Annotated in this window: 33 protein-coding genes and 1 pseudogene; 20 read left to right on the top strand and 14 right to left on the bottom strand. The window is 62.7% G+C overall.

From position 1 onward, the window contains the following. The first annotated feature begins 42 nt into the window (after positions 1–42). The 3 genes from V1279_RS13335 (at position 43) to V1279_RS13325 (ending at position 1,508) form a co-directional block, all read left to right on the top strand. Positions 43–492, top strand: a complete 450-nt coding sequence (locus V1279_RS13335; RefSeq protein WP_334436345.1) for a DUF2267 domain-containing protein — start codon at positions 43–45, stop codon at positions 490–492. A 278-nt stretch (positions 493–770) separates the two neighbouring features. Further along, entirely contained in the window at positions 771–1,271 is a 501-nt protein-coding gene (locus V1279_RS13330) for a hypothetical protein (RefSeq protein WP_334436342.1), read from the top strand. A 12-nt stretch (positions 1,272–1,283) separates the two neighbouring features. Continuing rightward, on the top strand, positions 1,284–1,508 hold the full coding sequence (locus V1279_RS13325; RefSeq protein WP_334436340.1) for a hypothetical protein: 225 nt from the start codon (positions 1,284–1,286) through the stop codon (positions 1,506–1,508). 27 nt (positions 1,509–1,535) lie between these two features. Here V1279_RS13325 and V1279_RS13320 read toward each other — a convergent pair whose 3' ends face one another. Next, positions 1,536–1,913: a response regulator transcription factor gene (locus V1279_RS13320; protein ID WP_334436338.1), complete on the bottom strand. Its 378-nt coding sequence runs from the start codon at positions 1,911–1,913 to the stop codon at positions 1,536–1,538. Then, positions 1,910–2,785 carry a S1C family serine protease gene (locus V1279_RS13315; protein ID WP_334436335.1) on the bottom strand — a complete coding sequence of 292 codons (876 nt, stop codon included), beginning with the start codon at positions 2,783–2,785 and terminating at the stop codon, positions 1,910–1,912. Before V1279_RS13315 ends, V1279_RS13320 begins: the two co-directional genes overlap by 4 nt. A 291-nt stretch (positions 2,786–3,076) precedes the next feature. Here V1279_RS13315 and V1279_RS13310 point away from each other — a divergent pair, with 291 nt between their 5' ends. From V1279_RS13310 to V1279_RS13300, 3 genes are read left to right on the top strand one after another with little or no spacing between them, the layout of a single operon-like run. Continuing rightward, the gene (locus V1279_RS13310; protein ID WP_334446370.1) at positions 3,077–5,329 is read left to right on the top strand and encodes a TonB-dependent siderophore receptor; all 2,253 of its coding nucleotides are present in this window, start codon (positions 3,077–3,079) and stop codon (positions 5,327–5,329) included. A 27-nt stretch (positions 5,330–5,356) separates the two neighbouring features. Continuing rightward, complete coding sequence (locus V1279_RS13305) at positions 5,357–6,490, top strand: PepSY-associated TM helix domain-containing protein (RefSeq protein WP_334446369.1); 1,134 nt, start codon at positions 5,357–5,359, stop codon at positions 6,488–6,490. Next, entirely contained in the window at positions 6,487–6,687 is a 201-nt protein-coding gene (locus V1279_RS13300) for a hypothetical protein (RefSeq protein ID WP_334436332.1), read from the top strand. Before V1279_RS13305 ends, V1279_RS13300 begins: the two co-directional genes overlap by 4 nt. Here the strand turns inward: V1279_RS13300 and V1279_RS13295 are convergent. Then, the gene (locus V1279_RS13295; protein ID WP_334436330.1) at positions 6,684–7,388 is read right to left on the bottom strand and encodes a GrlR family regulatory protein; all 705 of its coding nucleotides are present in this window, start codon (positions 7,386–7,388) and stop codon (positions 6,684–6,686) included. The two genes, V1279_RS13300 and V1279_RS13295, sit on opposite strands and share 4 nt — an antisense overlap. A gap of 89 nt (positions 7,389–7,477) precedes the next feature. Continuing rightward, the gene (locus V1279_RS13290) at positions 7,478–7,627 is read right to left on the bottom strand and encodes a hypothetical protein (protein ID WP_141686549.1); all 150 of its coding nucleotides are present in this window, start codon (positions 7,625–7,627) and stop codon (positions 7,478–7,480) included. Positions 7,628–7,764: 137 nt separating this feature from the next. Between V1279_RS13290 and V1279_RS13285 the strand changes: the two genes are divergently transcribed. Continuing rightward, the gene (locus V1279_RS13285; protein ID WP_334436327.1) at positions 7,765–8,208 is read left to right on the top strand and encodes a DMT family transporter; all 444 of its coding nucleotides are present in this window, start codon (positions 7,765–7,767) and stop codon (positions 8,206–8,208) included. A 3-nt stretch (positions 8,209–8,211) separates the two neighbouring features. On the opposite strand, the gene V1279_RS13280 is transcribed toward V1279_RS13285, so the two are convergent. The 3 genes from V1279_RS13280 to V1279_RS13270 form a co-directional block, all read right to left on the bottom strand. Further along, a complete protein-coding gene (locus V1279_RS13280; protein ID WP_334436324.1) occupies positions 8,212–8,898 on the bottom strand; it encodes a substrate-binding domain-containing protein in 687 nt (228 codons plus the stop codon). A gap of 5 nt (positions 8,899–8,903) precedes the next feature. Beyond that, positions 8,904–9,608: a GrlR family regulatory protein gene (locus V1279_RS13275; protein WP_334436321.1), complete on the bottom strand. Its 705-nt coding sequence runs from the start codon at positions 9,606–9,608 to the stop codon at positions 8,904–8,906. Between the two features lie 195 nt (positions 9,609–9,803). Then, complete coding sequence (locus V1279_RS13270) at positions 9,804–10,841, bottom strand: glutamine synthetase beta-grasp domain-containing protein (protein WP_334436318.1); 1,038 nt, start codon at positions 10,839–10,841, stop codon at positions 9,804–9,806. Positions 10,842–11,412: 571 nt separating this feature from the next. Between V1279_RS13270 and V1279_RS13265 the strand changes: the two genes are divergently transcribed. Beyond that, a complete protein-coding gene (locus V1279_RS13265) occupies positions 11,413–11,610 on the top strand; it encodes a DUF2735 domain-containing protein (protein WP_334436315.1) in 198 nt (65 codons plus the stop codon). Between the two features lie 92 nt (positions 11,611–11,702). On the opposite strand, the gene V1279_RS13260 is transcribed toward V1279_RS13265, so the two are convergent. Then, complete coding sequence (locus tag V1279_RS13260; protein WP_442894763.1) at positions 11,703–12,020, bottom strand: MliC family protein; 318 nt, start codon at positions 12,018–12,020, stop codon at positions 11,703–11,705. 107 nt (positions 12,021–12,127) lie between these two features. Continuing rightward, positions 12,128–13,711 carry a CYTH and CHAD domain-containing protein gene (locus V1279_RS13255; protein WP_334436312.1) on the bottom strand — a complete coding sequence of 528 codons (1,584 nt, stop codon included), beginning with the start codon at positions 13,709–13,711 and terminating at the stop codon, positions 12,128–12,130. 294 nt (positions 13,712–14,005) lie between these two features. On the opposite strand from V1279_RS13255, the gene V1279_RS13250 reads away from it, so the two are divergent. Together V1279_RS13250 and V1279_RS13245 are read left to right on the top strand one after the other, a co-directional pair. After that, complete coding sequence (locus tag V1279_RS13250) at positions 14,006–14,197, top strand: hypothetical protein (protein ID WP_334436309.1); 192 nt, start codon at positions 14,006–14,008, stop codon at positions 14,195–14,197. A 395-nt stretch (positions 14,198–14,592) separates the two neighbouring features. Further along, entirely contained in the window at positions 14,593–15,348 is a 756-nt protein-coding gene (locus V1279_RS13245; RefSeq protein WP_334436306.1) for a tyrosine-protein phosphatase, read from the top strand. A gap of 26 nt (positions 15,349–15,374) precedes the next feature. Here V1279_RS13245 and V1279_RS13240 read toward each other — a convergent pair whose 3' ends face one another. Continuing rightward, positions 15,375–16,061: a hypothetical protein gene (locus V1279_RS13240; RefSeq protein WP_334436303.1), complete on the bottom strand. Its 687-nt coding sequence runs from the start codon at positions 16,059–16,061 to the stop codon at positions 15,375–15,377. Between the two features lie 75 nt (positions 16,062–16,136). Further along, positions 16,137–16,337, bottom strand: a complete 201-nt coding sequence (locus V1279_RS13235) for a hypothetical protein (protein ID WP_057839937.1) — start codon at positions 16,335–16,337, stop codon at positions 16,137–16,139. 250 nt (positions 16,338–16,587) lie between these two features. Here V1279_RS13235 and V1279_RS13230 point away from each other — a divergent pair, with 250 nt between their 5' ends. The 3 genes and pseudogenes from V1279_RS13230 (at position 16,588) to V1279_RS13220 (ending at position 17,780) form a co-directional block, all read left to right on the top strand. Beyond that, positions 16,588–17,268, top strand: a complete 681-nt coding sequence (locus V1279_RS13230) for an SDR family oxidoreductase (protein WP_334436300.1) — start codon at positions 16,588–16,590, stop codon at positions 17,266–17,268. 61 nt (positions 17,269–17,329) lie between these two features. After that, positions 17,330–17,530, top strand: a complete 201-nt coding sequence (locus V1279_RS13225; protein ID WP_247837877.1) for a hypothetical protein — start codon at positions 17,330–17,332, stop codon at positions 17,528–17,530. Then, positions 17,527–17,780, top strand: a pseudogene (locus V1279_RS13220) (ParE family toxin-like protein). The gene V1279_RS13225 and the pseudogene V1279_RS13220 overlap by 4 nt, the downstream one beginning before the upstream one ends. Positions 17,781–17,927: 147 nt before the next feature. Here V1279_RS13220 and V1279_RS13215 read toward each other — a convergent pair. Beyond that, positions 17,928–18,491, bottom strand: a complete 564-nt coding sequence (locus V1279_RS13215; RefSeq protein WP_334436296.1) for a GrlR family regulatory protein — start codon at positions 18,489–18,491, stop codon at positions 17,928–17,930. Between the two features lie 188 nt (positions 18,492–18,679). Here V1279_RS13215 and V1279_RS13210 point away from each other — a divergent pair, with 188 nt between their 5' ends. The 3 genes from V1279_RS13210 (at position 18,680) to V1279_RS13200 (ending at position 20,077) form a co-directional block, all read left to right on the top strand. Beyond that, positions 18,680–19,357, top strand: a complete 678-nt coding sequence (locus V1279_RS13210) for a DUF2161 domain-containing phosphodiesterase (RefSeq protein WP_334436292.1) — start codon at positions 18,680–18,682, stop codon at positions 19,355–19,357. A gap of 30 nt (positions 19,358–19,387) precedes the next feature. After that, positions 19,388–19,687, top strand: a complete 300-nt coding sequence (locus V1279_RS13205) for a putative quinol monooxygenase (protein WP_334436289.1) — start codon at positions 19,388–19,390, stop codon at positions 19,685–19,687. An 87-nt stretch (positions 19,688–19,774) separates the two neighbouring features. Further along, the gene (locus V1279_RS13200; RefSeq protein WP_334436286.1) at positions 19,775–20,077 is read left to right on the top strand and encodes a hypothetical protein; all 303 of its coding nucleotides are present in this window, start codon (positions 19,775–19,777) and stop codon (positions 20,075–20,077) included. 66 nt (positions 20,078–20,143) lie between these two features. On the opposite strand, the gene V1279_RS13195 is transcribed toward V1279_RS13200, so the two are convergent. Further along, a complete protein-coding gene (locus V1279_RS13195; RefSeq protein WP_334436283.1) occupies positions 20,144–20,764 on the bottom strand; it encodes a GNAT family N-acetyltransferase in 621 nt (206 codons plus the stop codon). A gap of 258 nt (positions 20,765–21,022) precedes the next feature. Between V1279_RS13195 and V1279_RS13190 the strand changes: the two genes are divergently transcribed. The 3 genes from V1279_RS13190 (at position 21,023) to V1279_RS13180 (ending at position 24,225) form a co-directional block, all read left to right on the top strand. Next, positions 21,023–21,976, top strand: a complete 954-nt coding sequence (locus tag V1279_RS13190) for a helix-turn-helix domain-containing protein (RefSeq protein WP_334436280.1) — start codon at positions 21,023–21,025, stop codon at positions 21,974–21,976. 155 nt (positions 21,977–22,131) lie between these two features. After that, a complete protein-coding gene (locus V1279_RS13185; RefSeq protein ID WP_334436277.1) occupies positions 22,132–23,145 on the top strand; it encodes a carbon-nitrogen hydrolase family protein in 1,014 nt (337 codons plus the stop codon). Positions 23,146–23,175: 30 nt separating this feature from the next. Further along, positions 23,176–24,225 (top strand): phenylacetaldoxime dehydratase family protein, encoded by a 1,050-nt coding sequence (locus V1279_RS13180; RefSeq protein ID WP_334436274.1) that lies wholly within the window; start codon positions 23,176–23,178, stop codon positions 24,223–24,225. Positions 24,226–24,227: 2 nt separating this feature from the next. Here the strand turns inward: V1279_RS13180 and V1279_RS13175 are convergent, their stop codons facing one another. Beyond that, on the bottom strand, positions 24,228–24,626 hold the full coding sequence (locus tag V1279_RS13175; RefSeq protein WP_334436272.1) for a PaaI family thioesterase: 399 nt from the start codon (positions 24,624–24,626) through the stop codon (positions 24,228–24,230). A 169-nt stretch (positions 24,627–24,795) separates the two neighbouring features. Between V1279_RS13175 and V1279_RS13170 the strand changes: the two genes are divergently transcribed. After that, complete coding sequence (locus tag V1279_RS13170; protein ID WP_334436270.1) at positions 24,796–25,584, top strand: cobalamin-binding protein; 789 nt, start codon at positions 24,796–24,798, stop codon at positions 25,582–25,584. The last annotated feature ends 1 nt before the right edge of the window (position 25,585 follow it).

Below are 25,585 nucleotides of genomic sequence, written 5' to 3'. Positions count from 1 at the left end.
CTCGTTACTTCGTTATCTCCAATTGAAGGACGGAGTAGTTCCATGAGTGCAACAGGCCTGGAAGTATTCGACAGAACGCTCCAAATCACCAACACATGGTTGGACGAAATGATGGAAACGCTGCCGCGCGATCGGAAGCTGGCGTGGCATGTATTGGGCACCGTGCTGCGAACCATTCGCGACCGGGTTCCGGCCAATCTCGCCGCACATCTTGGCGCGCAGCTGCCGCTGTTGGTGCGCGGCATCTACTATGACCAATGGCGGCCGAGTGAAACGCCGAAGGCATGGCGATCGGCAGACGAATTTCTCTCGATCGTTGCAGCAGAACTGAGTTCCGTGAAACCAGTGGGCGCCGATAATGCGGTGCGCGCAGTGTTTCGGGTTCTGAACCACCATGTCGATCCCCATCAGGTCGAGAAGGTCCGGCACGCACTCCCCGAAGAGGTTCAGGCGTTGTGGCCCGCCAACAACCAGGTTTCCTCGGCCGCTTGACGTGGGAATGTGATTACGGTTCCGCGAATCGACAAGAACCCTCGCATCCACTGCGCGTTGTCTTGTTGGCACAAAACCAAGCAACAACAGAGCCAAGCAATGACAAAGCCTCCGCCCGTTCCGCCCGATAATCAAAGCCACAAGGTACCGGTGATCTAAATCCGGCAATACCCACGAGGCCCGGAAGTGTCGGGCGGTGGCGGTGAGCACGATACCCATCATACTCACCACGCGGAACGAAAGGGCGGCGGCGCTCATCCAGCTACGAAGGGCACGCCATGAGTACCAAGCACGTGAAACTGAACAGACCGACCAACGTCGATCTCTATCGCAATCCGCTGATCGGCGGATCGAAGGGAACGACGATGGCGCAGGTAACATCAGACGAATTGGAGGAGTTCGAAGGCGCCAACACCTTCGAGGGCGATATAGAGAATGACACCAATCCGCAGGGCGGTATCGACAAAGCTGAGGTTCGCCACAGGCGCCGCGGACCGCCACAAGACGATCGAGACAGCGGCCCACGGAAAATGGCGCTGCAGGGAAAGATGACGCACGAGCAGCAACTGCGCATCCTTGAACGGAAGCCTGATGTGCCCGATGCGAGGCAGATTCAGCAGGAGATTGCGCGCACCCAACACGATGGCGGCGCAAAAGCCGCAAAGCGCGGCGGGCGCCAATCGGAGTTTGCGGTGAGCCGCGCCGGCCTCAACCAGGAAAGCCAGCACAACAAGCACAATCATCCGGGGCAGTCGGGCCATAAGCCTCAAAAGCCATAGGGATTAGAAATCATGACACGTGGAGCACATGGAGACGGCAAGCATCTCGGGCCCGGAGCGAAGGGCAAGGGCGCGGGGACCGGTGGCATGACTGACGTTCAGAACGACCTGATCGGCGACAACATGGTGCTCTCAAACCGCGACAAAACCGAGCACTCCCGAGATCGGGGTCAAGACAGCAAGTGGACCCAAACCGAACAGTTGAAAGACCACGCCGCCAACAAGGGCCGCGGATAGGGCGAGATGTGGCTGGCGGGCGCGGCGTTACAAGTTGATCACTCCGATTCGCGCCGCGTGCGCCACGGCATCGGTTCGGCCGGTGGCGTCGAGCTTGTCGAGCAGCGAGCCGACGTGAAATTTGGCCGTGTGAACGGATATTCCAAGTTGTCTCGCAATAGCCTTGTTCGATGCGCCTTCCGCCATCAGCGCGAGCACATCGCGTTCGCGCGGCGTAAGTTCGACATCAGCCGGCTCAAGCGCGGCTCGCGCCTCACGTGACACGAGCGCGACCGCGGCGGCCTCCCCCGGCGTCACGAGGCGAATACCGGCAACGCCGCCGAGCAGCGACGCAAGCCGGTCCGCCAGCTCCGGATCGGAAATTTCGATGGCGACCACAACGACCGGTGCAACCTCCTCGCTCACGCGTCCGCCCTTTCGCCGATCGTTAGCTTGACCCGCACCGGTTCGCCGCCGCGCCGAATCTCGACGTCAACCACCGAGCCGACGCTGTCCGGCCCGAGTGCTCGAAGCAACGAGCGTACGCTGGAGAGGTTCTCGTCGTTCCAGCCGACGATAATATCGCCTTGCCGGATACCGGCGGCGGCCGAAGGGCCCGACTTGTCGACACTCATCACCATGGCGCCGACGCCATCGTCGAGCTTGACGGGTTGCAGCCCAACGCCGAGATAGCCCCGTGCGATCCGGCCATGGGTTTCAAGTCTTCCTGCGATCCGGCCGATCGTCGCGCCGGGAATGACAAGAACGCGTCGCACCCCCTGGACAGCCATGCCCATCGCTTCGCCGGAGGCATTGACCGCGAGACCTCCCTCGTGGCTGGGGCGCAGCCGCACGTCGAGTTCGATCCTGGCGTCGATCTCGCCGCCGCGAAGGCTGCGCCAGCTTCTGCCGACCAGCGACACCGCACCAAGCGCTGCCGTGGGCACGCCGTGCTCGGCGGCAACCACGACCGACAGCGAGCCGAGGTCTGGAACAGCCGACGACAGTACGACGGGCGCCATATCCCTGGCATCGAATCGCAGCAGGGCGATATCGCTCGTGTGGTCGCGGCCCGCGATGCTGGCCGGCCGCGCCGTTCCGTCGGCGAACTTGATCGAGACTTCGCCTTCGTCGGCCAACGCCTCGTCAGCCGTCACGATCAGGCCGGGTTTCCAGACGAATCCCGAGGCCCGTAAGCGGTGCGAATGCACCGAAACGATCGCGGGCGTCGTTCGGGCAACGACATCGGCAAGGGCGGAGGAGAACGAGGTGAGGATGGCTGCGGTCGGCTCGGTCATGACGGGAACTCCTGGATTGGTTGAATCCAATCTGGGAGTTCGGATGGCGTTCGGGAACTAGCCTGATGGGCAGGCCGCGAGATGTATTTCGACTTCGAACGTCTGTGCCGCGCTGCGTGTCGATGCTGCGCTGTGCAATCGCTTGCATACATTTTTGGAGTCGCTCTAAGAACGTTTCTATTAGAGAAACGCCCCTCCCTCGCGTATGCGTCCGAGCGTTGCGCTGCTGAATTTGGCAGAGGGCGCGACGAAGTGCTCGCAGGTTGGGGTAACGTTGTGAAGTCTCGTGATTTGTTGCGGATCGCCGCGTCGGCGACGGCGTCCGTATTGGTATTGTGGCCGCAGGCGCCGTTCGCGCAATCTTCGTCGCAACCCGGCGCACAGTCGCTGCCTCCCGTCGTCGTCGGAGCCCCGGAGGCCCGCCGCCGCGCGGCGTCGCCGGAGCGGCGCCAAGCGCGGCGTGCAACGCAGACGGCGCAATCGAATAAGCCGCCAACACAACGCGAGAGCACTACCGTCGTCGAGAATCCGCGCGGCGCGGTCCAGGGTTACGTCGCCGGCCGCTCGATGGCGGGCACCAAGACCAATACCCCCATCATGGAGACGCCGCAGTCGCTGTCGGTGATCGGCAGCGAACAGATTCGCGACCAGAAACCGGGCAAGTTCGACGAGATCCTGCGCTACACGCCGGGCGTTCTCGCCGGAACGTTCGGTGCCGACAACCGCAACGACTGGTTCCTGATCCGCGGATTCAAGTCGGAGGACGTCGGCCTGTTCCTCGATGGATTACAGCTCTTCTACACATCTTATGCGAGCTGGAAGCTGCAGCCGTTCAATCTCGCCCGCGTCGAGGTACTGCGCGGTCCCTCCGCCGTGCTGTATGGCGGCTCCAGCCCCAGCGGCATCGTGAACGCGGTCAGCAAGACGCCTCCGGCGGAGCCGATCCGCTATCTCGAGACCGGCGTCAATAATTTCGGCAATGCTTATCTGGGGTTTGATTTCGGCGGCCCGGTCGCAACCGCGCCCGAAAACGGCAAGCTGTTCTACCGTGTGGTCGGCCAGATCCAGAACGGCGGCACCCAGGTCGATTTCACGCCCAACAATAACTACTTCATCGCGCCGTCGCTGACCTGGAAGCCCGACGCCGATACCACCTTCACCGTGCTGGCGTCCGCCTCGAAGTACGAGACCCGCAGCCTCAACTTCCTGCCCTATGTCGGTACTGTCACCGCCGCGCCATGGGGTCGGATTCCGACCAGCCTGTTCGCCAGCGATCCCAGCGTCGATACGTTCAAGCGCGAGCAGGAAATGCTCGGTTACCAGTTCGAGCGCAATCTCTCTGACGACGTGACCTTCCGCCAGAACGCCCGTTTCGCCCATGTCGACGTCACCCTCTCGACGTTGTATGGTCTCGGTTATGTCAACGGGGACCCCGCTACAGCGTCTCTGGCGCGCGGCAATTTCCTCACCCACGGCATCGCCAATCAAGGCAACCTCGACAGTCAACTCGAATACCGCTTCAACACCGGCATTCTCCGGCACACTGCGCTGTTCGGTCTCGACCTCAAGCATTACAGCATCGGCGACTGGCAGGGATTCGGCGCCGCCACGCCGCTGAATCTGTTGAATCCGGTGTATACGCCCACAGCGCGATTCAACGGTACACCGTACCAGGACGCAACGCTGACGCAGAAACAGGCCGGCATCTATCTGCAGGATCAGATCAAGCTCGGCCGCTTTACCCTGGTGCTGAGCGGCCGCAACGACTGGGTTGCAACCACGAACGACAATCACATCGGGCTTGGACAGAGCCGCGAAGACAGCCAATTCAGTGGCCGCGCTGGACTGATCTATAATTTCGATTTCGGCCTTGCGCCCTACATCTCTTACGCCACCAGTTACAATCCGGTCATTGGCCTCAATTCAGCGCAGCAACTGCTGTTGCCGGAGACGGGTAAGCAGACCGAGATCGGATTGAAGTTTCAGCCCAATGGCTTCAACGGTCATTTCGGAATCGCGCTGTTCGATTTGAAGCGTCAGAATGTACTCACGACCGATCCAAATAGTGTGCCTCCGAATCAACAAATGCAGAACGGCGAGTGGACCTCACGCGGTATTGAGCTGGAGGCCGTCGCCAATCCGATGCCCGGACTCAAGCTGATCGGCGCGTTCACGAGCTACGATTTGTTCGTCAGCAAGGATCTGGATCCGGCGCTGATTGGCAAAGTCCCGACCGCTACGCCCCGGACACTCACCTCGGGCTGGGTCGACTACACTTTCCAGAGCGGTCCATTGACTGGATTCGGCTTGGGCGGGGGCGTGCGCTATATCGGCGGCTCCTTTGCCGACAATCTCAACACGAAGCCCGTTCCCTCCGTTGTGCTCGGCGATGCCGCCATCCACTACGAATGGCAGAACTGGCGCGCGGCGCTCAACGTCATCAACGTCGCCGACACGATCTATGTGGCGAACTGTTCGTCGGCGAACGCCTGCTTCTATGGCGATCGGCGCCGGGCGACGGCGAGCCTGTCGTACAAATGGTAGCGCGGGCGTAGTCGGCAGGAGGCAGCACTGAAAGCCAGAACCGTTCGCATCTGGTCGGTAGTTCACACCTGGAGCAGCCTGATATCGACGCTGTTCCTGCTGCTGTTGTGCGTCACCGGCCTGCCGCTGATCTTCCATCACGAGATCGACGAGCTGCTCGGCTACGATCCGAAGCCCGAGATCGCCCGGCCGGGTGCCGTGAAACAGAGCATTGACGAGATCGCCCGCACGGCGCTTGCGCACGATTCCGGCCGCGTCCTGCAGTATATTCTGTGGGACAAGGACGAACCGAACACGGTGATCGCCTTCACCAACAACAAGGTTGACGGCGACCCGGATGCGGCGACGCTCAGGGCGTACGATGCACACACCGCCAAGCCGCTCGGCTCGGTCGGTGGCGGCCCGATGCTGATATTCCTGAAACTCCACGTCGACATGTTTGCGGGCCAGCCCGGCAAGCTGTTCCTCGGCGCGATGGGATTCCTGTTCCTGGTCGCGATCATCTCCGGCGTCGTGCTGTACTGGCCGTTCACGCGCCGCCTGAGCTTTGGCACGCTGAGGGACAAGTCGCGCCGTATTGCCTGGTTCGACTGGCACAATCTTTTGGGCGCCATAACCATCGCATGGGCGCTAGTGGTCGGCGCCACCGGCGTCATTAATACGCTCGCCGAGATAATGCTGAGCCAGTGGAAGGCTACCGAACTCGCTGACATGGTCAAGCCCTATGCGGGCAAGCCGCCGCCGGTGCATCTGGCCTCGCTTGACGCAACGCTCGATAAGGCGCGCAAAACCGCGCCCGACATGAATGTCTCGTTCGCCGCCTTTCCGGGCACGCCGTTCACGAGCTCGCATCATTTCGCCGTCTTCATGCGCGGCGACACGCCGCTGACATCGCGGCTGCTCAAGCCGGTGCTGCTGGATGGCGAAACCGGAGAAGTGTCCGATGCGCGCGACCTTCCCGTCTATCTCAAGGCGCTCCTGGTCTCGCAGCCGCTGCATTTCGGCGACTATGGCGGCATGCCGCTGAAGATCATCTGGGCGCTGCTCGATATCATGACCATCGTCGTGATCGGCAGCGGGCTCTATCTATGGATCGTCAAACGCCGCAAGCACCGCAGCCACGCCATCGTGGGGCAACCTTCGTTACAGCCGTCCGAATGACCGCTGCACGCAAACCGCGATCCAGTGGCAATTGGTGGACTGTGTATGGCGGCCCGCTCCTGCTCGGCGTGCTCTCGATCGCGGGGCTATTGACAGCGCTACTCTCCGAAGGCGCCGGCCGCTATTTTTCCTGGCTCGCCGTTGGCGCGCCCGTCGCCATTGCCGCGTGGTTTTTCGCGCAGCGCAAGCGAACCTAAGCCGGCCGCATCAGTTTCAGCGTGGCCGCCAGCCGCAGGCTGCGCTTGCCCGCCAGCGCAATGGCTTCGAGTTCGGCGCCCGCCTCGTCGCAGGTGCCGGCAAAGCCGATGCCCACCTCATGGCCGCCGAACACGGGGTTTTCGCCTTTCGCCGGCGTGTGCTCCTGGTTGAGGATCTCGCCCTTCCAGCGGCCGTCAGCCGAGGAATAGGCGCCGAGGTAATAGAAGAAGGCGTCACCGCCGAGGATGCGGCCGTCCAATAGCAGCATGACGCCCGATAGACCCGCGTCGATACCGTCAAGCGCGCGGAGATGGAGGGAATAGAGCCCGTTGACGATGCCGCCCTGCCCGACGGTGCCGACCGGCGGCAATCCCTCGTCGTCGAGCCGCGTCAGCTCGGCCCAGAACAGAGCGCCGGGCCGCGGCGCGGCGCTGCCTTCAAAACGAATCTTGTCGCCTTGCAGCTTGCCTCGCACGCTGATGACGGCGACGTCGGTGTCCATCAGCGGCTTGTAGTAGGGATCGTCATTGTGGCGCTGGGTGATGACCTCGCCGACAATCTCTTCGCCGCTCTCCTGATAGGTGCCGAGATGGGCAAAGGCCGAATTACCGCCCAGCAGCTTGCCATTGTGCATGCACATGATGCTGCGGCCGAACGCGTCGTTCACGCCATACTCGACCTTGTAGAGCCCATTCAGCAACAAAGGTGTCCCGCACTCGATTGAACCATCTCGCGGGGGCGGGCTTAGCACCGCCCAAGGCCCGGAACCAGCCGCGTTTTAGGACAGGTTCAGTGCCGTTTAAAATACTGCACGGCGCGCTCATGCTTTTCCGCCGCTGCGCGAGATTTGAAAGTTCCAAGGTTACGGCGCTTGCCCGTTTTCGGGTTGATTTTGCGGGAATAGAGCCGGTATTCACCCGATTGCAGTTTTCGGATCATGGAAAGCACCGCTGTTTGCGAGCCCTGTCCGCAATAATTGCGCCGCGGGCCCTCTTGTTCCGGTCCGGCTATTCGCGTTGTCTTTAGGCCTTGCGATGCCGGATCACTGCGCCGGCACGGAATGAATTGGGGGCCTCGTGCAACATTTCTTCCTCTATCTCCTCGCGCTTGGCGCCGGTGTCAGCGTAGCGACCCAGCAAGTGTTGAACGGTAGCCTGCGCACAGCGCTGGGATCGCCGGCATGGGCAGGATTGGTCAGCTACGCCGTCGGCCTCATCACCATGATCGTTGCTGTGATCGCGCTCCGCGAACGTGTGCCGGCGTGGAAGACGGCGGTCGATGTGCCCTGGTATGCGTGGTCGGGCGGCGTGTTCGGCGCCGCCTTCATCCTGCTGGCGATCTTGTTGTTACCCTCACTCGGCGCGGCGACACTGTTTGCACTTGTCATCGCCGGCCAGGTTCTCGCCGCGGTGACGCTCGATCATTTCGGCGCGTTTGGGCTAACGCCGCACCCCATCGGCGCGGCGCGGCTGGCGGGCGCGGCTCTCCTGATTGCCGGCGTCGTCTTGATCAGGGAGTGAAATTCAAGGTTCCAGTCCGCTCTCGCGCAACGCCGGCGCGACCGCGGGCGACGCGAGAAACCGCAGCAACCGGTCTGCTTCGTCCGGCTGGTTCGTCGCCGCCATTCGCCCCGCTGAAAACACCGCAGGCGTTTGCAGCTCGTGTGGAATGGGTCCCACCACCTCGATGCCTCCGACCTGCTTCAACTCGCTGATCTGCTGGACCGCCAGATCGGCCTCGCCGCTCACGAGCCGCTCGGCGGTAAAGCCCTGCGGAATGATCACCGCCCGGGCGTTGATGTCGGAGGCAATGCCGAGGCGCTCGATCAATTTCGCAAACAGAATGCCGCTGGCGCCGAGCCGCGAATAGGCCACCGAGCGCGCGCCGCGCAGTGCCGCATGCAACGCCGCCTCGGTTGATATATCCGGATGGGCCGCGCCGGCTTTCACGGCGATGCCGACAAAGGATCGCGCGAGATCCACGCAACTCTCCGCCGCCACGCGCCCCTCGCGTGCGACCTCGTCGAGCCCCTCGCGGGTCAGGATGACGACGTCGGCGGCCTCACCGGCGCGCAACCGCTCCAGCAGCGCCAATGTCGGAGCGAAATCGGCGTCGATGCGCGCGCCGCCGACCGCTCGATACTGGCCAGCCAGGCTGTGGACGGCGCCCTTCAGCGCCAGCGTCGAGAGCACGCGCACGGTATCGCTCATCGCCGCTACACCCGGTGCATCAGCTTGAGCACTGCGGTCATGCGAAGGCTGCGCTTGCCGGCGAGCGCGGTCGCCTCCAGCAGCGCGCCCCCCTTGTCGCAGGTACCGGAAAAACCGATGCCGACTTCATGGCCGCCGAAGATGGGGTTGTCACCCATCGCGGGCGTGTGCTCCTGATTCAGGATCTGGCCCTTCCAGCGGCCCTTCTCCGAGGTGTAGGTGCCGAGATAATAGAACGAGGCATCGCCGCCCAGGATGCGGCCTTCATTGAGCAGCATGACGCCGGTCAGGCCGCCCTCGACACCGTCAAGCATGCGGATGTGAATGGAATAGAGGCCGTTGACGATGCCTCCCTCGCCGACGCCGCCGGCGATCGGTCCGGCATCCTGCTCGATCGGCGTCATCACCGAGTGAAACGCCACGCCGGGCAGCTCCTTCAAGCCCCCTTCAAAACGGTAGAGGTCTCCGTCAGCCCTGCCCTTCGCCAGCAGAGTGGCATCGTCGGTGCCGGCCATCGCGCGGTAATTCGGGTCCGGGTTATGGCGGACGGTCTGGATCACGATGTCGACGCCGTCGTCCCGTTTTTCGTACGTGCCGATATGGGCAAAGGCCGAATTGCCGCCCAGCATCCTGCCGTCGCGCGCGTACATCACGCTGCGGCCGACCGCAGCGCCAAGCTGAAACCTGACTTTGTAAAATCCCTCAAACAATACCGCGTCCCCGGCAAGCCCACGGCCGTTGTCTAGCGCGCTTCACAACGCAGGGAAACGGCCTTGAACCGGCGGATTTGAATCAAAACGCATCAAGACGCCGTGTCATCAAAACGCAATGATCCGCCAAGGCGGTTTCGCCCTGGCGGATCAGCGTTGCAGCCCGGGCGCCCCCGGGGTCATATCGTAGGTCCCTTAGGCCGCAGCCGCCTTGGCGCCGGTCGGGACTTCCGCGATGGTCTTCAGGATCTGGGACGCGATCTGGTATGGGTCGCCTTGGGAGTTCGGACGGCGGTCTTCCAGATAGCCCTTGTATCCGCTGTTGGCGAAGGAGTGCGGAACGCGGATCGACGCACCGCGGTCGGCAATGCCGTAGCTGAAGGAGTCGATCGAGGCCGTCTCGTGCTTGCCGGTCAGGCGCATGTGGTTATCAGGACCGTAGACGGCGATGTGATCGGCGCGGTTCTTCTTGAAGGCTTCCATCAGCTTCTCGAAGTAATCCTTGCCGCCGGTTTCCCGCATGAACTTGGTCGAGAAGTTGGCGTGCATGCCGGAGCCGTTCCAGTCGGTGTCGCCGAGCGGCTTGCAGTGGAATTCGATATCGATGCCGTAGGTCTCGGTGAGACGCAGCAACAGGTAGCGGGCGATCCACATTTCGTCAGCGGCCTTCTTGGAGCCCTTGCCGAAAATCTGGAATTCCCACTGGCCCTTCGCCACCTCGGCATTGATGCCTTCGTGGTTGATGCCGGCTGCGAGGCAGAGATTGAGATGCTCTTCCACGATCTTGCGGGCGACCGAGCCGACGTTCTTGTAGCCGACGCCGGTGTAGTACGGGCCCTGCGGCGCGGGATAGCCACTGCTCGGGAAGCCGAGCGGACGGCCGTCCTGATAGAAGAAATACTCCTGCTCGAAGCCGAACCAGGCGCCTTCGTCGTCGAGGATGGTCGCGCGCTTGTTCGAGGGGTGCGGGGTCTTGCCATCGGGCATCATGACTTCGCACATGACGAGCGCGCCGTTTTCCCGCGCGGCGTCCGGATAGACAGCGACCGGCTTCAGCACGCAATCGGAGCTGTGGCCTTCGGCCTGCATGGTCGACGAGCCGTCAAAGCCCCACAGCGGAAGCTGCTCCAGCGTCGGGAACTTGTCGAATTCCTTGATCTGCGTTTTGCCGCGCAGATTCGGCGTCGGCGTATAGCCGTCGAGCCAAATATACTCGAGCTTGTACTTGGTCATTGAGCCTCTCTTGAGTTGCTAGTGGAATGCGGAAGACCGAAGCCTTGAAATCTGGATTTTGACGCCCAGCCCCCTGGAAGTCTCCGCATACGTGTACCCGGCCACGTCAGGCCACGGCTTACTAAGCATTTAACGTGCCAATCGCTGCACTGCGGCAACAGCCGTCCACAGCCTGCTGACCGCGCCTTCTCAAATAAAAGGTGCGACATACGAGCGCGGCAGGCCCCGTAAACGGGCATCCGGCCGCTTTATCGGGATGCCGAATCCAGCCCATTTCTCCGGCATTTTCGCCTGCGTGCCGTTCCGCGATTAAAGCTGCGGCAGCCCCCCAGTGCATCCGCCGGGAAGCCAGGCTTTCGCCGGCAACCTTCCGGCCGGCCCACGCGTTGGTCATTCGTTCGCTGCCCCGCAGGATGCAACGCCAAAAGTGCCTACGAAATAGACATTATGTGCCACTACCTTGGTCATCTTGCGTCCACGGAGGGCACCGACGATATCCCGGATTGTAACGACTAGAGAACGAGTCGGGCGCACCATAGAGGCTCGCGCCACGGCAAAAGGAGAGATTGGGATGATGAACAGGGGTGTGAATCAGGGGTCCGCAAGGATCTACCAATTCCCGACCGGGGGCCGTGCCGCTCTCGGGGAACGTCGCTATGGCGAGGCCAAGGCCGAGTTTGTCGCCCCGCCGGCCAACCTCGCGGATTGCAGCGACAGCTGGTACCACGCGGCCGCCATCGAGGACGAAAAGACCGGGCGTGACCACTGATGTCCGAGAGGTGTTTGGCAGCGACGCGCCCGATCAGTGAGGCGCGGACGGTGAACTGAAAAGGGTCGGAACGATATCGTTTCGGCCCTTTTTCATGTCTGCTCGCATGTGGTGACCGGCCGCCTGGCATGCTTGAGCGTCGTGATCCCGGCCCTGGTGATCCTCAGGGTCACGCCCTTCCCCTGATAACGCGATCCCGACAGCGCCACGCGCTTGGGCAGTGTCAGCGCCTTGCCGTCGAGCTGCAGATGGGCGCGGGAATCGTACCGGAAAAACCCGACGATGAATTGCGCCCCGTCGGCGCAGCGATAGTTCCGGAAAGTCGACTGCGCGAATGCGGCCGACGGCGCGGTTGCCATCGCCGCGGCGCATAGCGCAGCACCAATAATCGTATTCCCGTGACAATTCATGCTTCGCCCCCCCCCCCGCAGAGTTCAGTATAGACGAGACCGGAGCGGACGACATGCCCTTCCGCCGCTTGTCCGCAGCGCGGAATCGCCGATGCAAGTGACGGACTTTACCGGCCCCAGAATGCGGGCGTCGCTTTGAATCGCCGCCATCTCTTGCGCAGCGTTTTTGCCACCGCAATCTGATCGCGGGCTTGCCAACCGGCCACTGCGCCGATGGCGAGATCAAGCGCAGACTGGTTGTCCTGTCTGATGGCATCGAGCAGAATGCGGCTGCTTGCGATGTCGCGCGCGCGTCCGAGACTGGTCTGGAGCCTGGCGAGCCGCCTCGCGTAACGCCTAGCGGGCCCATGCGTGGCATAAAGTGGCAGGAAGAACTCCGCCGCATAGCGCAGCTTCTTGAGGTCGATTCTGAGATCGTGCTGCGCATCGACGTTGAGCTGCCGGAAATGCGCGCCACGCCTGAGCGCCTTGCGATGCAAGCGCGCCACAATTTTATCGACGAGCGCCTGAATCGGTTGCGACAGGATGGCCAGCACTTCGCCGTCGGTTTCATTGCGCCAGCCGCGGCGTTCTACCAGGTGGCCGAGCGAGAGCAGGAAACGGCTGCAACGGGCATCGGCGAGAACGGCCTGCAATGCGCCGTAGCTCGACTTGCGCTGCCGTTCGACCGCATCGCGCAGGCCGACGAGGTCGACATCCGGAGCCGCCGTGACCAGGCGAGTGATGATCCCCTCGGCGAAAACATCCCAATCCCGCGCCGGGCCGAGCTGCTGCATCAGCCACCGCGCTTCGCCGTTGATCGCCTGGAATGCAGGAGAAGGAATATCGCGCCGGAACAGTGCGCAGATCGTACGCAAACGGCGCAGGCCAACGCGCATCTGGTGCACGCCTTCGGGATCCGATCCCTTTTCGGCTACCGTGTGATTTTTCAGAAGGTGATGCCAGCAGGTCCCCATCAGGAGTGCGATGACGTCGTCGACCACATGCTCGGCGCTGATGCCGACTACTTCGGCTTTCGTCGCTGGTTGCACGACGTCGAACGCGAGCGCATAGCCGCGTTCCGCCTTGCTGCGCGTGCCAATCTGTAGCGGCGCGGCATCAACCAACTGCGTTCCGAGATCGAACAGGACGTCTGCGTTGCCGCTCTTCAATTCGAGTTCGATTTCGGACAGGACTTCCTGGCGCGCACCGGCCTCGATCGTCCCCTCGTCGAATACGATTTCAACGGAAGCATCGGGCAGGTCGAGCTGCCGTACGTGCCGGCGAACCTTCGTCGCGAAAACCGGCACCAGCGCGTCGTTGGTCAGCGTCGTCACTGGATCGCCAACCTCATCGGCGGGAAGCCGCGCCAGATCAGGGGTGACGCCGTCAACCGGTGCTTCCCACTGCCGTCGCATCAGAGGTTGCCCGCTGTTGGGTAAAAGCTTCAGAGTCTGGATGAAGTGTTTGCCGCTGCGCCGCACGCGCAGCGACATGCCATTTTGGAAGAGCAGTCGCTCTGGCGTGTCGTAATACACCGTTTCCAGCCGGTGAAACGCGCCCCGGTTGCGCGCGTGCTGCAGGATAACGGGCAGTTCGCGCAGTTTTTCGAGGGACCCTTGCGGCGCAAGCAGCTTAAGTTCGATTTCCGCACCCGGCCGCACGGCAATGGCCGCACCGGAATCGCTCACGACTGGCTGCCGCGCGTTCAACGATATCTCCATTGGGATTGCGTATGAAGATTTTATGACAATGACATGGCATGTCCAAGTTATCCAAGGGCAAGTTATCCCAAGGATGAGTCCGCGAATAAAAGCGAAGATCACCCGACGGGGTTGTGCGACAACAGGGGTGCGCGTCTCGCGGCGCCGCAAGCCAAAGCGAGAAAACCAGGGCACCCTCCATATTTAAGCCCCGGCGTCGTGAGTTGACTTTGGGAGTGTGTGCCCCAAGTACCGCCTGAACGTATACTGGGGTGCTGGCTGGGATTTTTTGCGGGTGGGCGTATGAAAAAGGACGATGTGACGTGTACCAAGTGCGGGGCTGGTTTCCGCCGTCTCGAACTGACGTCGCGGTCGGGCAAGACGGGCGAATATCGCTGCCCAGCGTGTGATGCGGTTCTGGAGAAATTCGACGGCGGCGCGCTGGTCGCCTACCGCCTCACCATCCAGCCGTTGATCAGGGCTGTACGGGACTAGTTGCGGGCCGCGCCGGTGGCGGCCTCAGCCTTCCTAAATTGTATGGTCCCCGCCTTGCAGCGGTGATAATCTGTATTTCAAATCAACTAGCCGGAGGAGGTCCCGCCATGCTTGCGGAGAAATTCTTCCTGGTGCTGGAAACGCTCAGGAGTTTTGCTTCGGATGGAAGCGTCAAGGTGGTTAGCACCACGCCGCATATCCCGGTCAAGGTGCCACCACAGAAGTAGCCCAGAGGCCGCCTCAGTTGGCGGCCTCTTCCGCTCTCGGCAGCGCCAAAAATCGTAGTCGTCCGGCAATTGACGTTTCGCCTCCCGACAAGTTCAGTGTAGACGAGACGGGGCGGGCGACATGCCCTTCCCTCGTTTGTCCGCAGTACGAGATCGTTCGAACCGCCGATGTCAGATTCCCCTGCCTCCCCCGCCCGCCATCTCAAGCTCTCCGGCGCCAGCAATTTCCGCGATCTCGGCGGCTATCCCACGAGCGACGGCCGGACCGTGCGCTGGCGGCAGATCTTCCGCTCCAACCATCTCGGCCATCTCACTGACGACGATGTCTCCGTGCTGCGGGAACTCGGCGTCCGCAGCGCGTTCGACTTTCGCGGTACCGAGGAGCGCGCCGCCGCCCTGTGCGGCATGCCTGAAATTACCGTCCATTCGTTGCCGGTCGAACCCACGGTGGTCGCGGCATTGCGCGCCATCGTGGCCGGCGGCACGTCGCTGTCGACGGACCACGCCGTCGAGGTAATGCGCGATTCCTACCGCGGCTATGTGCAGAGCAACACGCAGCATTTCCGCACGCTGTTTGCGCATCTCCTGGAAGATCGTGCGCCGCTGGTGATCCATTGCACCGCCGGCAAGGACCGCACCGGTTTTGCGTGCGCGCTGATCCTGCATGCGCTCGGCGTTTCCGACGACATCATCGCGGAAGACTATCTCCTGACCAACCGCTTCTACCGCAGGGATCCCAATTCCAGCAGCGACCTGCCCGACGAGGTCAAACAGGTGCTGGGTTCAGTACAGGAATCGTTCCTCGCCGCAGCGTTCGAGGCCATCGATGCCGACTATGGCGATCTCGAAAGCTATCTGCGCGATGGCCTCGGTCTCGGCAAAGCCGAACGCGCCCATCTCGAAGCGCGCTACCTGCAAGGCTGAAGCAGCAAGGCTGACCTAATCCGCCTTCACCTCACCCGCTGCATCGACACGACCTGCGCGGACAGCTTGCCGCCTCTCGCCCTGACGTTGACCTGCACCTTGTAGTCGTTGCTGGTTTCGCCCTTGGGCACATAGAGCATCGCTGTAAAGCGCACGCGACCGCGCGCATCGAGGGTCACCGGAAGATCCTCATGCACTCGGAAGGAATTACCCTGGCGATTTCGCGGCGGCAGCCTGGCCGTCATGACAGACTCGACCAGCGCACGCAGATCGAGCTTGGTCGCCGTAGCTCCATCAATCCGGTAATAGGCAAAGGAATCGCTGTTCCAGCGGCTGTTCGCGACCTCGATGACGGCCTGGCTGTCCGGTGACCAGGCCGCAATCAGTTCGTAGCGGTCCGCCCGCGTCTCGCCTGTCTCCCAATGGGTGCCGCCGAGTGTGGCAAGCACCGCGCCATCGGTGACACGGATCAGGACGTTTTCGACGTTGTTGGGAATCTCGTCGCCTGACGGCAGGCCCTGCGAGGTCCGCCAGGCGAACGCATAATTCCTGGACGGCGAGGTGGTGTTGGCGAACACGCGCAACGCATCCTTGCCTGCACCGCAGACAAGGCCGCCACGTTGATCGGCGATGCAGGCCTCGCCCCGCACCGCGGCCGTTTGCGACGCGTACAATGCGAGAAGCACGACCGGAAATGTCAAAGCGCTGCGCACGGGTCGATCCTAACCTACGGCCGCCTGCTCCGTAAAGCGGCGGACGATTGGGCGGCCGTGCGGCTCGCTACGGGCTCAGGCCGCCGCTTCCATTTCCATTTCGGCATCGAGATCGGCGATGACGTCCTCGAACGCCGAGATCGCCTGCTGGATCGCGGCGATCTGCATCAATTCCCAGCTCGAGACCGGACCGCTGCGATTCTGCAGCGCTACGACCAGGTCGCGCCGCTGCTCCTTAAGCTGAACAAGCGGTAAACCATGATCCGGCAAACCCATGACAAATCCCCCTGCCTTTTGTTGGTATCCGGTTGTACCGAACGGATTCTGAAAACGGCTTACAGAACTCCGGCAAATTTTATCGATTCCGCCCCATTCCGTAGTCCTGCGTAGCTCGCGTTCTCCGAACGGGCGCGGCCCGCGGCAATTTGGGCGCGTGGGACAGATCGTTCCATGCAGAAATTCGCCGCATTGCCAGTGACAAACTCCTGATAGGGTGCGCTCCCTTCCCCGGCATGCGGAGGCCCTCATGGACGGAAAAGTCATTGTCGTGACGGGCGCGCTGGGTGCGCTCGGCCGGGTTGTCGTGGACGAAGCGCTGGCGCGGCGCGCCAGGATTGCGAGCGTCGATCATGCGCCAACGCAAGTCCCGGCAACAGTGGATCTGTTCGAACTCGGCGGCGTCGACCTCACCGACGCGGCTCAGGCCGGCAAGGCGATCGATGCGGCTGCATCGCATTTCGGCCAACTCGATGCGCTGATCAATATCGCCGGCGGCTTCGCCTTCGAGACGGTGGCCGACGGCAATCCCAAAACCTGGCAACGGATGTACGCGCTCAACGTCATGACCGCGCTCAACGCGTCACGCGCGGCGATTCCGCATCTCGCCGCCTCGGGCGCCGGACGCATCATCAATATCGGCGCGATGGGCGCGCTGCAGGCGGACAGTGGCATGGGCGCCTACGCCGCCTCCAAGGCCGGCGTGCATCGCCTTACCGAGGCGCTTGCCGCCGAGCTGAAGGGCAGGATCACGGTCAACGCCGTGCTGCCGTCGATCATCGACACCGCGGCCAATCGCGCCAGCATGCCGAAAGCCGATTTCACCAAATGGGTGACGCCGAAGGAGCTAGCCGACGTGATCCTGTTCCTCGCCAGCGACGCCGCGAGCGCCGTCACCGGCGCGCTGCTGCCGGTGAACGGGAGGGTTTAGTCGCGTCCGAGCTGCCACTCGCACACTTTTCGCGGCGCTTCCGGGATGCTATATTGCTGAAATGACAACAGCCGAAGACATTGAAAAGGCCGTCGAGCAATTGCCGCCCCGGGAATTGGCGCGATTTCGCGCCTGGTTTGAAGCGTTTGATGCCGATCAGTTCGACGCAGCCATCGAACGCGATGCGCGTGCCGGCAAGCTCGATGCATTGGCAGAGGAAGCTATAGCGGCGCATCGGGCCGGGAAATCCCGGGACTTGTGAGACACTCGGCGTCGCCAGCGTTTTGGGCCGCCTACCGACGTTGCCGTCCTCGATTCGGAAGTTGGCTGACGCCAACTTTGCACTGCTCAAGCGCGACCCACGCCATCCCTCCCTCCAATTCAAAAGGGTCGGTCGGTACTGGTCGGCTCGCGTCGGACTACGATATCGCGCCTTGGCTGTTGAAGTCGACGACGTCTATGTTTGGTTCTGGATCGGCTCTCATGCCGAGTACGATCACTTGATCGGCTAACCCTCTACATCCACCAGCTTTCGTAGCACCGCCTTGAAGCGGGTGCTGCGCTTGCCGGCGAGTGCGGTGGCTTCTCCCTCCGCGCCCTCGCCGTCATACGTGCCGGAAAAACCGATGCCGACTTCATGGCCGCCAAACAGCGGTCGGTCACTCCTGGAGGGCGTATGCTCGCGGTTGACGAGTTCGCCCTTCCATCTGCCGTTCGCCGCCGAGTAGGCCGCCGATATAGTCGAAGAACGCGTCGCCGCCCCTGATGCGGCCGTCTTGCAGCAGCATGACACCGGTGTTGCCGGCATCGATACCGTCGAGCATGCGGATGTGGATGGAATAGAGCCCGTTGCCGATCCCGTCAGGGCCGACCGCACCGGGCGGCGGAGCGTCGGCATCGTTGATTGGGGTCAGAACGGTTGTGAACCGGACTCCCGGCAAGGCCGCGCTGCCACCCTCGAAATGAACTTCCTCTCCGCGGCGCACGCCGGTGAAATTCATCGCAATATTGTCGACGCCGAACATCGGGACATATCCGGGATCGTGGTAATGGCGCGACATCATGCATTCGACGGAGATGACGCCTTCGGCCTCGGCAAAATGGCCGACGAATGAAGAGCCGGAATCGCCGCCATAGAGCCTGCCGCCCGCGGTCGCGAACATCACGCCGGAACCTTCCCCGCGCTCCGTCGTGAAACGGAATTTGTACAGACCCTGCAGCACGCCCTGCTCACTCCGGAAATTGGCAAAGACCAGTGCCCCGCGAACGATCGATCGCAGGTTCCCTCGATTGCCGGTGGCCTTGTCCCCGCTCCGACAATAGCCGCTGAGGCGCTATCCGATCAAACGCTTTGCCGGAATTCGGCTAGAGTCGGCAGGTTGAGTCGCGGTCGCACGCGCCGGAGCAAATTTTGGAAACCGCGCTATATCTTCCCGTCAAACGCTTCCTCGAAAAGCTCGGCTTCACCGTCAAGGGCGAGGTCGGGGGCTGCGATCTGGTGGCGCTGAGCGGCGATGATCCGCCGATCGTGGTGATCGGCGAACTGAAGCTTGCCTTCAATCTGGAACTGATCCTGCAGGCGGTCGATCGCGCAGGCGCCGCCGACGAGGTCTGGCTCGCGGCCAAATTATCTGCCCGCGGCAAGGGCCGCGAGAGCGACGCGCGCTATCGCAATCTCTGCCGCCGCCTGGGTTTTGGCATGCTGGCGGTCACCAACACGGGCGATGTCGAGGTGATCGTCCAGCCTGCAACGGCAGCCCCTCGCCGCAATCCAAAAAAGCGGTCGCGGCTGGTCGCCGAACATCAGAAGCGCAAGGGCGATCCTGTCCTGGGCGGCTCGACGCGCGCGCCGATCATGACGGCCTACCGCCAGCAGGCGCTGGCCTGCGCCTCGGCACTATCAGGCGGGCCGCGCCGCGTCAGGGATTTGCGCGTGGATATTCCCGACGCCGGAAAGATTCTGCTGCACAACGTCTATGGCTGGTTCGACCGCGCCGAGCGCGGCATCTACGTGCTGACGGACGCCGGACATGCCGCGTTGAAACGCTGGCCGCAACAGCCGCTGGATCTGAGCGCCACGGCATCATAACGACGGTGATAGTAACGACGGGAGGATGTCATGATCGTGGTGACCGGCAGCGTGACGGCCCGTGCGGACAGCTTTGACGAGGTGCGGAAACTGAGTCTCGAGCATGTCCGGCGTTCGCGCACCGAGCCCGGCTGCATCTCGCATGCCGTGCATGTCGATTGTGAAAACCCGATGCGGCTGGTGTTTTTCGAGCAATGGGCCGATCGCGCCGCCTTGCTGGCGCATTTTGCCGTCCCCGCCTCGCGCGATTTCGTTCGATCGCTGCGGGCCCTTGCGGAAAGCGCCACCACCATCGAACTGTATGACGCTACCCGGCTGGAGAAATTGTAGGTGCATGGCTGTATTGCCATGCGAAATGCGTATTGCAATGCAACATAAGGGCACCTAGGTATCTCGGCAGTCAGTTGCGAGGCCCCTATGAGCGAAGACTGGAACACGAAATACGGCACACGACGCGTCCGGCGGGATCCGCCGACGCTGGAGGAGGCAATCTTCGCCGCGGTCGGGATCACCGACGATCAGCAGCAGCAGGCGGAAATCGCCGCCGCGCTGATGGGGTTGCCCTACGAGGAAGTGCTGGCGGAAGTGAAGAAGACCGGCCGCGCGCTGGCTCGATCGGCTACCCGCGTCATCGCCGGCGAACATGGCGCGCAGCGCTCGATCGTGGTCGAGCGCCGTGTCATCAGGCGCTTCGGCAACGACAAGCGTACCGGCACCTGAGCAATCAAATTTTTGGGCAATTCGCTGGATCAACAGGCAGCGAATTGCCCTGATCGAACGCGCTACTCAGGCGGCGCGGCCCCAGCCATACATCCGAAGCAGCATCCGCCAATAAGCACGGTTGAAGTTCGCGGCCGTGCGGGCGGCATTCACCGCGCTATCCGCCCAGGTGGTCGCGAGTTCTGTGTGATCCTGTTTCGTCAGATCGATGGTGCCGGTGGATTCGCCATGGCGGAACACAAGCTGCGCGCCGAACTTGCTGGCGAGCTTCCGCATCGCCTCGTTCTGCGCGCCGGTAGTGATCCGCAGGCTCCTGTAGCCCTTGGCGCGCGCCTCCGTGATCAGCTTGCGGAACAGGATGCTGCCGACGCCCCGCCGCCGCACCGATGCTTCGACGCTGAAGGCGATCTCGGGGAGCGAATCCGGTGAGTGGTCCGGCGGATGCAGTTCCGCCGCGCCCCGAACCTCGCCGTTTTCAAAGAAGGCAATAATGGTCGTGCCGTCATTGGCGCATTTCTCGGCGTAGCGCTCGATGAAGCTGTCGTCCATGAAACCATGGAAGCGGTCGCGGCGGCTATTGCGGTCGAGCCGCAGCAGGTGATCGCGCAACAGCGGCAATTCTTCCTGCTGGCTGAGCGTGCGCACGCTACTATTGGCGAGCGCGGCCGCAATCACAGTGAGGTACATATCCTAAACTCCTCTGAGAGAGGCCCTCGAGGAGGCGTCGAATCCCTAGACCATCTATATTGTGCATCGCAGTATGAAATTCAAGCCCGATTGTCCGTATACTGCCTTAAATAATGGCAATAACTCCAGCGGCTTAGATCAATCTTTATCAACCAATTGTTAACGCCCGCCACCCGGCGCAGACTGGGCATCGGGCTTGCTTATTTTTGAATGGGCCAGGCTTAGGCAACACATCCGGATGGTTCGTGGAGGTCCGTCGTGGCTGTCGTGCTCGACACGAGTTCGTGCCTTCCGGAGCGCCGGCTTGCGGTGTGGCAGGACATCGTCTGCGACACCTTCGTCGGGTTAGACTGCAAATCTGACATGCGCGGCGCGTTCTGGGGCGCGGTGTCGCAATCCAGAATCGGGCAGGTCGCGCTCACGCAGGTCGATTCCACCGCCCAGCGGGTATTCCGCACGCCGTCGCGAATAGCCCGCGCCAGCGAAGATTACGTGCTGATGGCGCTCGGCAACAACGGCGTGAATGGCGTCTTCCAGGACGGCCGCGAGGCCATCGTCTCCGCCGGACAATTCGTCATTTACGACACCACCCGCCCCTACGAGCTGCGCTTCGCCGACAGCTTTTCGCAGACGATCTTCCAGATGCCGCGCAAGCTGCTGCAACAGCGCGTCGGCTCGTTCGATGCTTTGACCGCGACCACGTTCGCAGGCGATCGTCCGCTCGAACGGCTGACCTATGATTTCGCGCGCAATGTGAGCCGGACGATCGAGCTGGTCGCTCCCGCGGCCGCTAGCCGCCTGCTCGACCAGGCGCTCGACCTGCTCGCGATGACGCTGGCCGACCGGCTGCACGCGCGCCTGCCGGACCAGTCGGTCCATCGCTCGGCGCTGCTCTATCGCCTCAAGAATCATATCCTGGCGCATCTCGCCGATCCGGAATTATCGCTGCCGCGCGCTGCGGCGGCGACAGGAATCTCGCCGCGTTACGCCAGCGATCTGATGGCCGCCGAACAGACCTCGTTCCGCGGCTACGTCCAGACGCAACGGCTGGAGCGCTGCAAGCGCGATCTTGCCGATCCTGCGCACCAGGCCCGGCACATCGGCGAGATCGCCTTCGCGTGGGGCTTTAACGACCTCGCCCATTTCAGCCGCATCTTCAAGCAGCGGTTCGGCGCCTCGCCACGCGAATGGCGCGAGCGGCCGCGCCAATAACGCCTTTCGCTCGGCCCCTTCCTGCCACGCCACGGGCATCCATCTGCGCGTTAAGACAAGTTTTCGTTCCGCTGCAGACAAGCGGCGCGCGTTGCCATGGCTGTAGGCTTGCGACCCAGCGATTGTCGGTTCGCCAACGCGAAAGGATTGATGCGATGGGTCTGGTTCATCAGAAGTACAAGGTGGCGGTGGTTCAGGCGGCGCCGGTCTTTCTCGACCTCGATGCAACCGTGGACAAGACCATCGCGCTGATCGAGGAAGCTTCCGCGCAAGGCGCCAAGCTGATCGCGTTTCCTGAAACCTTCATTCCCGGATATCCGTGGCAGATCTGGCTTGGCGCGCCCGCCTGGGCGATCGGCCGCGGCTTTGTGCAGCGCTACTTCGACAACTCGCTCGCCTTCGACAGCCCGCAGGCGGAAAAGATCCGCCAAGCCGTCAAGCGCGCCAAGCTGACCGCCGTGCTCGGGCTGTCCGAACGCGACGGTGGCAGCCTCTATATTGCGCAATGGCTGATCGGACCCGACGGCGAAACCATCGCCAGGCGCCGGAAACTGCGTCCGACCCATGCCGAACGCACTGTGTTCGGCGAAGGCGACGGCAGCGACCTCGCGGTCCACGACCGCGCCGACGTCGGACGGCTCGGCGCGCTGTGCTGCTGGGAGCACCTGCAGCCGCTGTCGAAATACGCGATGTACGCCCAGAACGAACAGGTGCATGTCGGCGCCTGGCCGAGTTTTTCGCTGTACGACCCGTTCGCGCATGCGCTCGGCCATGAGGTCAACAACGCCGCCAGCAAGGTCTATGCGGTCGAAGGCTCGTGCTTCTTCCTCGGTCCCTGCGCTGTCGTCTCGCAGGCAATGATCGAGGAGCTCTGCGATTCCCCCGAAAAACATGCCTTCCTGCATGTCGGCGGCGGCCACGCCGTGATCTACGGGCCGGACGGCAGTTCGCTTGCCGAGAAGCTGCCGCCCGACCAGGAAGGCATTTTGTACGCCGACATCGATCTCGGCATGATCGGCGTGGCGAAGAACGCCGCCGATCCGGCCGGGCATTATTCGAGGCCGGACGTGACGCGGCTATTGCTCAACACCACACGCGCCAACCGCGTCGAGCATTTCTCGCTTCCCGTCGATGCCGAGGTCATGAGCGAAATCAGGCTGCAGGCCTGAGGCGCTTCAATTCGGATAAGGAGCAGGCCGATGGAATCCGCGATCCCGGAGCATCTGCAAACCGTACGAACGCGTCACCGCCGGGTCGGCGACGATTATGCGCCGCCCTACCCGTCCTTCGTGGCGCGACACAGGCCAAGCGTGACGCGGGTGGTAATGGCCTATTTCGGCGTCCAATCCCGCGGCACGCTCAACGCCGCCGCGGAACAGGCGTTGGCGCGGCTCGCTTCGGATTTCGCAACGGCCGATGGTCCGGCGTATTGGGACCGCGCGAGCTATGTCGACGAAGCCGGTTTCACCAACATTGTCACGGTGGCCTATTGGGACGACCGGCAAAAATTCGACCGCTGGTTTCCGGCCGCGCGAGAGCGCTGGACCGGCGACCAGCGGATCAACAGCGGGTTCGGGACCTTCATCGAAGCGCTTTACCCGTCCGTGGAAGGCTATGAGACGTTGTTCTCTTCCCTCGGAAGGCCCGAAGGCGTCGCCGTTCTGGCCGACGGCATGAGCGGTGAGATCTTGGAGCACGCCTATTGGGGCGGCATGCGCGATCGCATCCCGTTGTCCCAGATCAGCGAGATGGCGCCTTCAGGCTCCGCACGCGCGATCCGCGACGGCGCGTGCATCCGGATCATCCCGCATGACAACCTCTGCCTGATCCGGTCGGGTCAGGATTGGGGCGATACCGAAGCCGCCGAGCGCAAGATGTACCTTGGCGATGTCGAGCCGGTGCTGCGCGAAGGCATGGATTTCCTGCGCGACCAAGGACGTTCGATTGGCTGCTACGCCAACCGTTACATGACGGTCATTGGCCCCGACGGCGCGACGACGGAGAAATCCTACGGCATGAGCTGGTGGAAAAGCCTGTCGGCGCTGGAGCGCTGGGCGGAATCGCACCCGGCCCACGTCAAGATTTTCGGCGCCGCCATGAAATATCTGTCGACCCTGGGGCCGGCCGCAAAACTGCGGCTCTACCACGAGGTCACCGTCGCCGGCGCCGACGAACAGCTTTTCGAATACGTGGATTGTCATCCGAAAACCGGGATGCTGAACGCGGTGCAGACGGTGGACGCGGCGTAAAGCTACAGCACCATCTGCGTCTGGGTCACGATCGCCACCAGCTTGCCGTCCTCGGTTTCCAGCCGGGTCTGCCAGACCTGAGTGCGGCGTCCCCGATGCACCGGCGTGGCGGTGGCGATCACGGTCGACCCTTCCTTGGCGCCGCCGATGAAATTGGTCTTGCTCTCGATCGTCGTGGTGCCCTTGGCGTCGGCGGGCAGGTTGATGACGGTTGCCGCAGCGCCGACCGAATCCGCGAATGCCATGATCGCGCCGCCGTGAATCGTGTTCCGCAGCGTGCAGAGGTCCGGCCGCACCAGCATCTTGGCCACCACCCGATCCATACCGGCTTCCGTGAAGGTCACCCCCTTCAATTCGGCAAACGGCATCTTCATCGACTGGATTTTCTCAAGCGGCGTCATTCGTCCTCCGGCTTTTCTGTAATCTGTCATACGCGGGCTTGACCCGCGTATCCATCCATCTTCCAAAAGAGATGTTTTTGTGAGGATGGATTGCCGGGTCAAGCCCGGCAATGACGTTCCAGGTAATGGCTGCCGTGACAATGCCCTGTTAATTCGGCATATCGTCGGCATGCGCCAGTTCCCACCTCGCCGGATCGTCTGCCTGACCGAAGAGACCGTCGAGACGCTGTATCTGCTCGGCGAGCAGGACCGCATCGTCGGCGTCTCCGGCTATGCGGTGCGGCCGCCACAAGTGCGCCGCGAGAAGCCGCGGGTTTCCGCCTTCATCTCCGCGGACATTCCGAAGATTTTGGCGCTCGAGCCCGATCTCGTGCTGGCCTTCTCCGACCTGCAGGCTGGCATCGTCGCCGATCTCGTGCGCGCGGGCGTCGCCATTCACGTCTTCAACCAGCGCGACATTGCGGGCATTTTCGCGATGATCCGCACGCTCGGCGCCATTGTCGGTGCGGCGGAGCGGGCTGATCAGCTCGCGACCGGATTCGAAGCTCGCCTCGCGCATATCGCGGCAACGCCCCGCCTCTCACCCAAGCCGAAGGTGTATTTCGAGGAATGGGACGATCCGCTGATCTCCGGCATCGGCTGGGTATCCGAACTGATCGAGATCGCCGGCGGCGACGACGCGCTGCCGAAGCTGCGGTTTCAGCAGGCGGCCAAGGACCGGATCATTGCGCCCGACGTGGTCCGCGAGGCCGCCCCGGACGTGATCCTCGCGTCATGGTGCGGCAAGAAGGTGGTGCCCGATCGCATCCGACAGCGTCCCGGCTGGAGCGATATCCCGGCGGTGCGCAACAACCGCATCGTCGAGATCAAATCGACGATCATCCTGCAGCCGGGACCGGCGGCGCTAACGGATGGGCTGGATGCGATCGTGAAGGCGTTGTGGCCGGAGCAGCCGTGAA

Origin of the sequence: Bradyrhizobium sp. AZCC 1610, assembly GCF_036924515.1 — a bacterium.
Classification (GTDB): domain Bacteria; phylum Pseudomonadota; class Alphaproteobacteria; order Rhizobiales; family Xanthobacteraceae; genus Bradyrhizobium.
Note: the sequence above shows the minus strand (reverse complement) of the source record. Positions and strands in the feature narration are given on the sequence as shown.

Coding starts and splice junctions, on each gene's coding strand:
- V1279_RS13250 (WP_334436309.1), top strand. CDS start 14,006: ATGAAAAAGGACGATGTGACGTGTACCAAGTGCGGGGCTGGTTTCCGC.
- V1279_RS13225 (WP_247837877.1), top strand. CDS start 17,330: ATGACAACAGCCGAAGACATTGAAAAGGCCGTCGAGCAATTGCCGCCC.
- V1279_RS13330 (WP_334436342.1), top strand. CDS start 771: ATGAGTACCAAGCACGTGAAACTGAACAGACCGACCAACGTCGATCTC.
- V1279_RS13335 (WP_334436345.1), top strand. CDS start 43: ATGAGTGCAACAGGCCTGGAAGTATTCGACAGAACGCTCCAAATCACC.
- V1279_RS13205 (WP_334436289.1), top strand. CDS start 19,388: ATGATCGTGGTGACCGGCAGCGTGACGGCCCGTGCGGACAGCTTTGAC.
- V1279_RS13300 (WP_334436332.1), top strand. CDS start 6,487: ATGACCGCTGCACGCAAACCGCGATCCAGTGGCAATTGGTGGACTGTG.
- V1279_RS13230 (WP_334436300.1), top strand. CDS start 16,588: ATGGACGGAAAAGTCATTGTCGTGACGGGCGCGCTGGGTGCGCTCGGC.
- V1279_RS13185 (WP_334436277.1), top strand. CDS start 22,132: ATGGGTCTGGTTCATCAGAAGTACAAGGTGGCGGTGGTTCAGGCGGCG.
- V1279_RS13265 (WP_334436315.1), top strand. CDS start 11,413: ATGATGAACAGGGGTGTGAATCAGGGGTCCGCAAGGATCTACCAATTC.
- V1279_RS13260 (WP_442894763.1), bottom strand. CDS start 12,020: ATGAATTGTCACGGGAATACGATTATTGGTGCTGCGCTATGCGCCGCG.
- V1279_RS13325 (WP_334436340.1), top strand. CDS start 1,284: ATGACACGTGGAGCACATGGAGACGGCAAGCATCTCGGGCCCGGAGCG.
- V1279_RS13170 (WP_334436270.1), top strand. CDS start 24,796: ATGCGCCAGTTCCCACCTCGCCGGATCGTCTGCCTGACCGAAGAGACC.
- V1279_RS13200 (WP_334436286.1), top strand. CDS start 19,775: ATGAGCGAAGACTGGAACACGAAATACGGCACACGACGCGTCCGGCGG.
- V1279_RS13195 (WP_334436283.1), bottom strand. CDS start 20,764: ATGTACCTCACTGTGATTGCGGCCGCGCTCGCCAATAGTAGCGTGCGC.
- V1279_RS13235 (WP_057839937.1), bottom strand. CDS start 16,337: ATGGGTTTGCCGGATCATGGTTTACCGCTTGTTCAGCTTAAGGAGCAG.
- V1279_RS13280 (WP_334436324.1), bottom strand. CDS start 8,898: ATGAGCGATACCGTGCGCGTGCTCTCGACGCTGGCGCTGAAGGGCGCC.
- V1279_RS13270 (WP_334436318.1), bottom strand. CDS start 10,841: ATGACCAAGTACAAGCTCGAGTATATTTGGCTCGACGGCTATACGCCG.
- V1279_RS13175 (WP_334436272.1), bottom strand. CDS start 24,626: ATGACGCCGCTTGAGAAAATCCAGTCGATGAAGATGCCGTTTGCCGAA.
- V1279_RS13180 (WP_334436274.1), top strand. CDS start 23,176: ATGGAATCCGCGATCCCGGAGCATCTGCAAACCGTACGAACGCGTCAC.
- V1279_RS13315 (WP_334436335.1), bottom strand. CDS start 2,785: ATGACCGAGCCGACCGCAGCCATCCTCACCTCGTTCTCCTCCGCCCTT.
- V1279_RS13245 (WP_334436306.1), top strand. CDS start 14,593: ATGTCAGATTCCCCTGCCTCCCCCGCCCGCCATCTCAAGCTCTCCGGC.
- V1279_RS13290 (WP_141686549.1), bottom strand. CDS start 7,627: ATGATCCGAAAACTGCAATCGGGTGAATACCGGCTCTATTCCCGCAAA.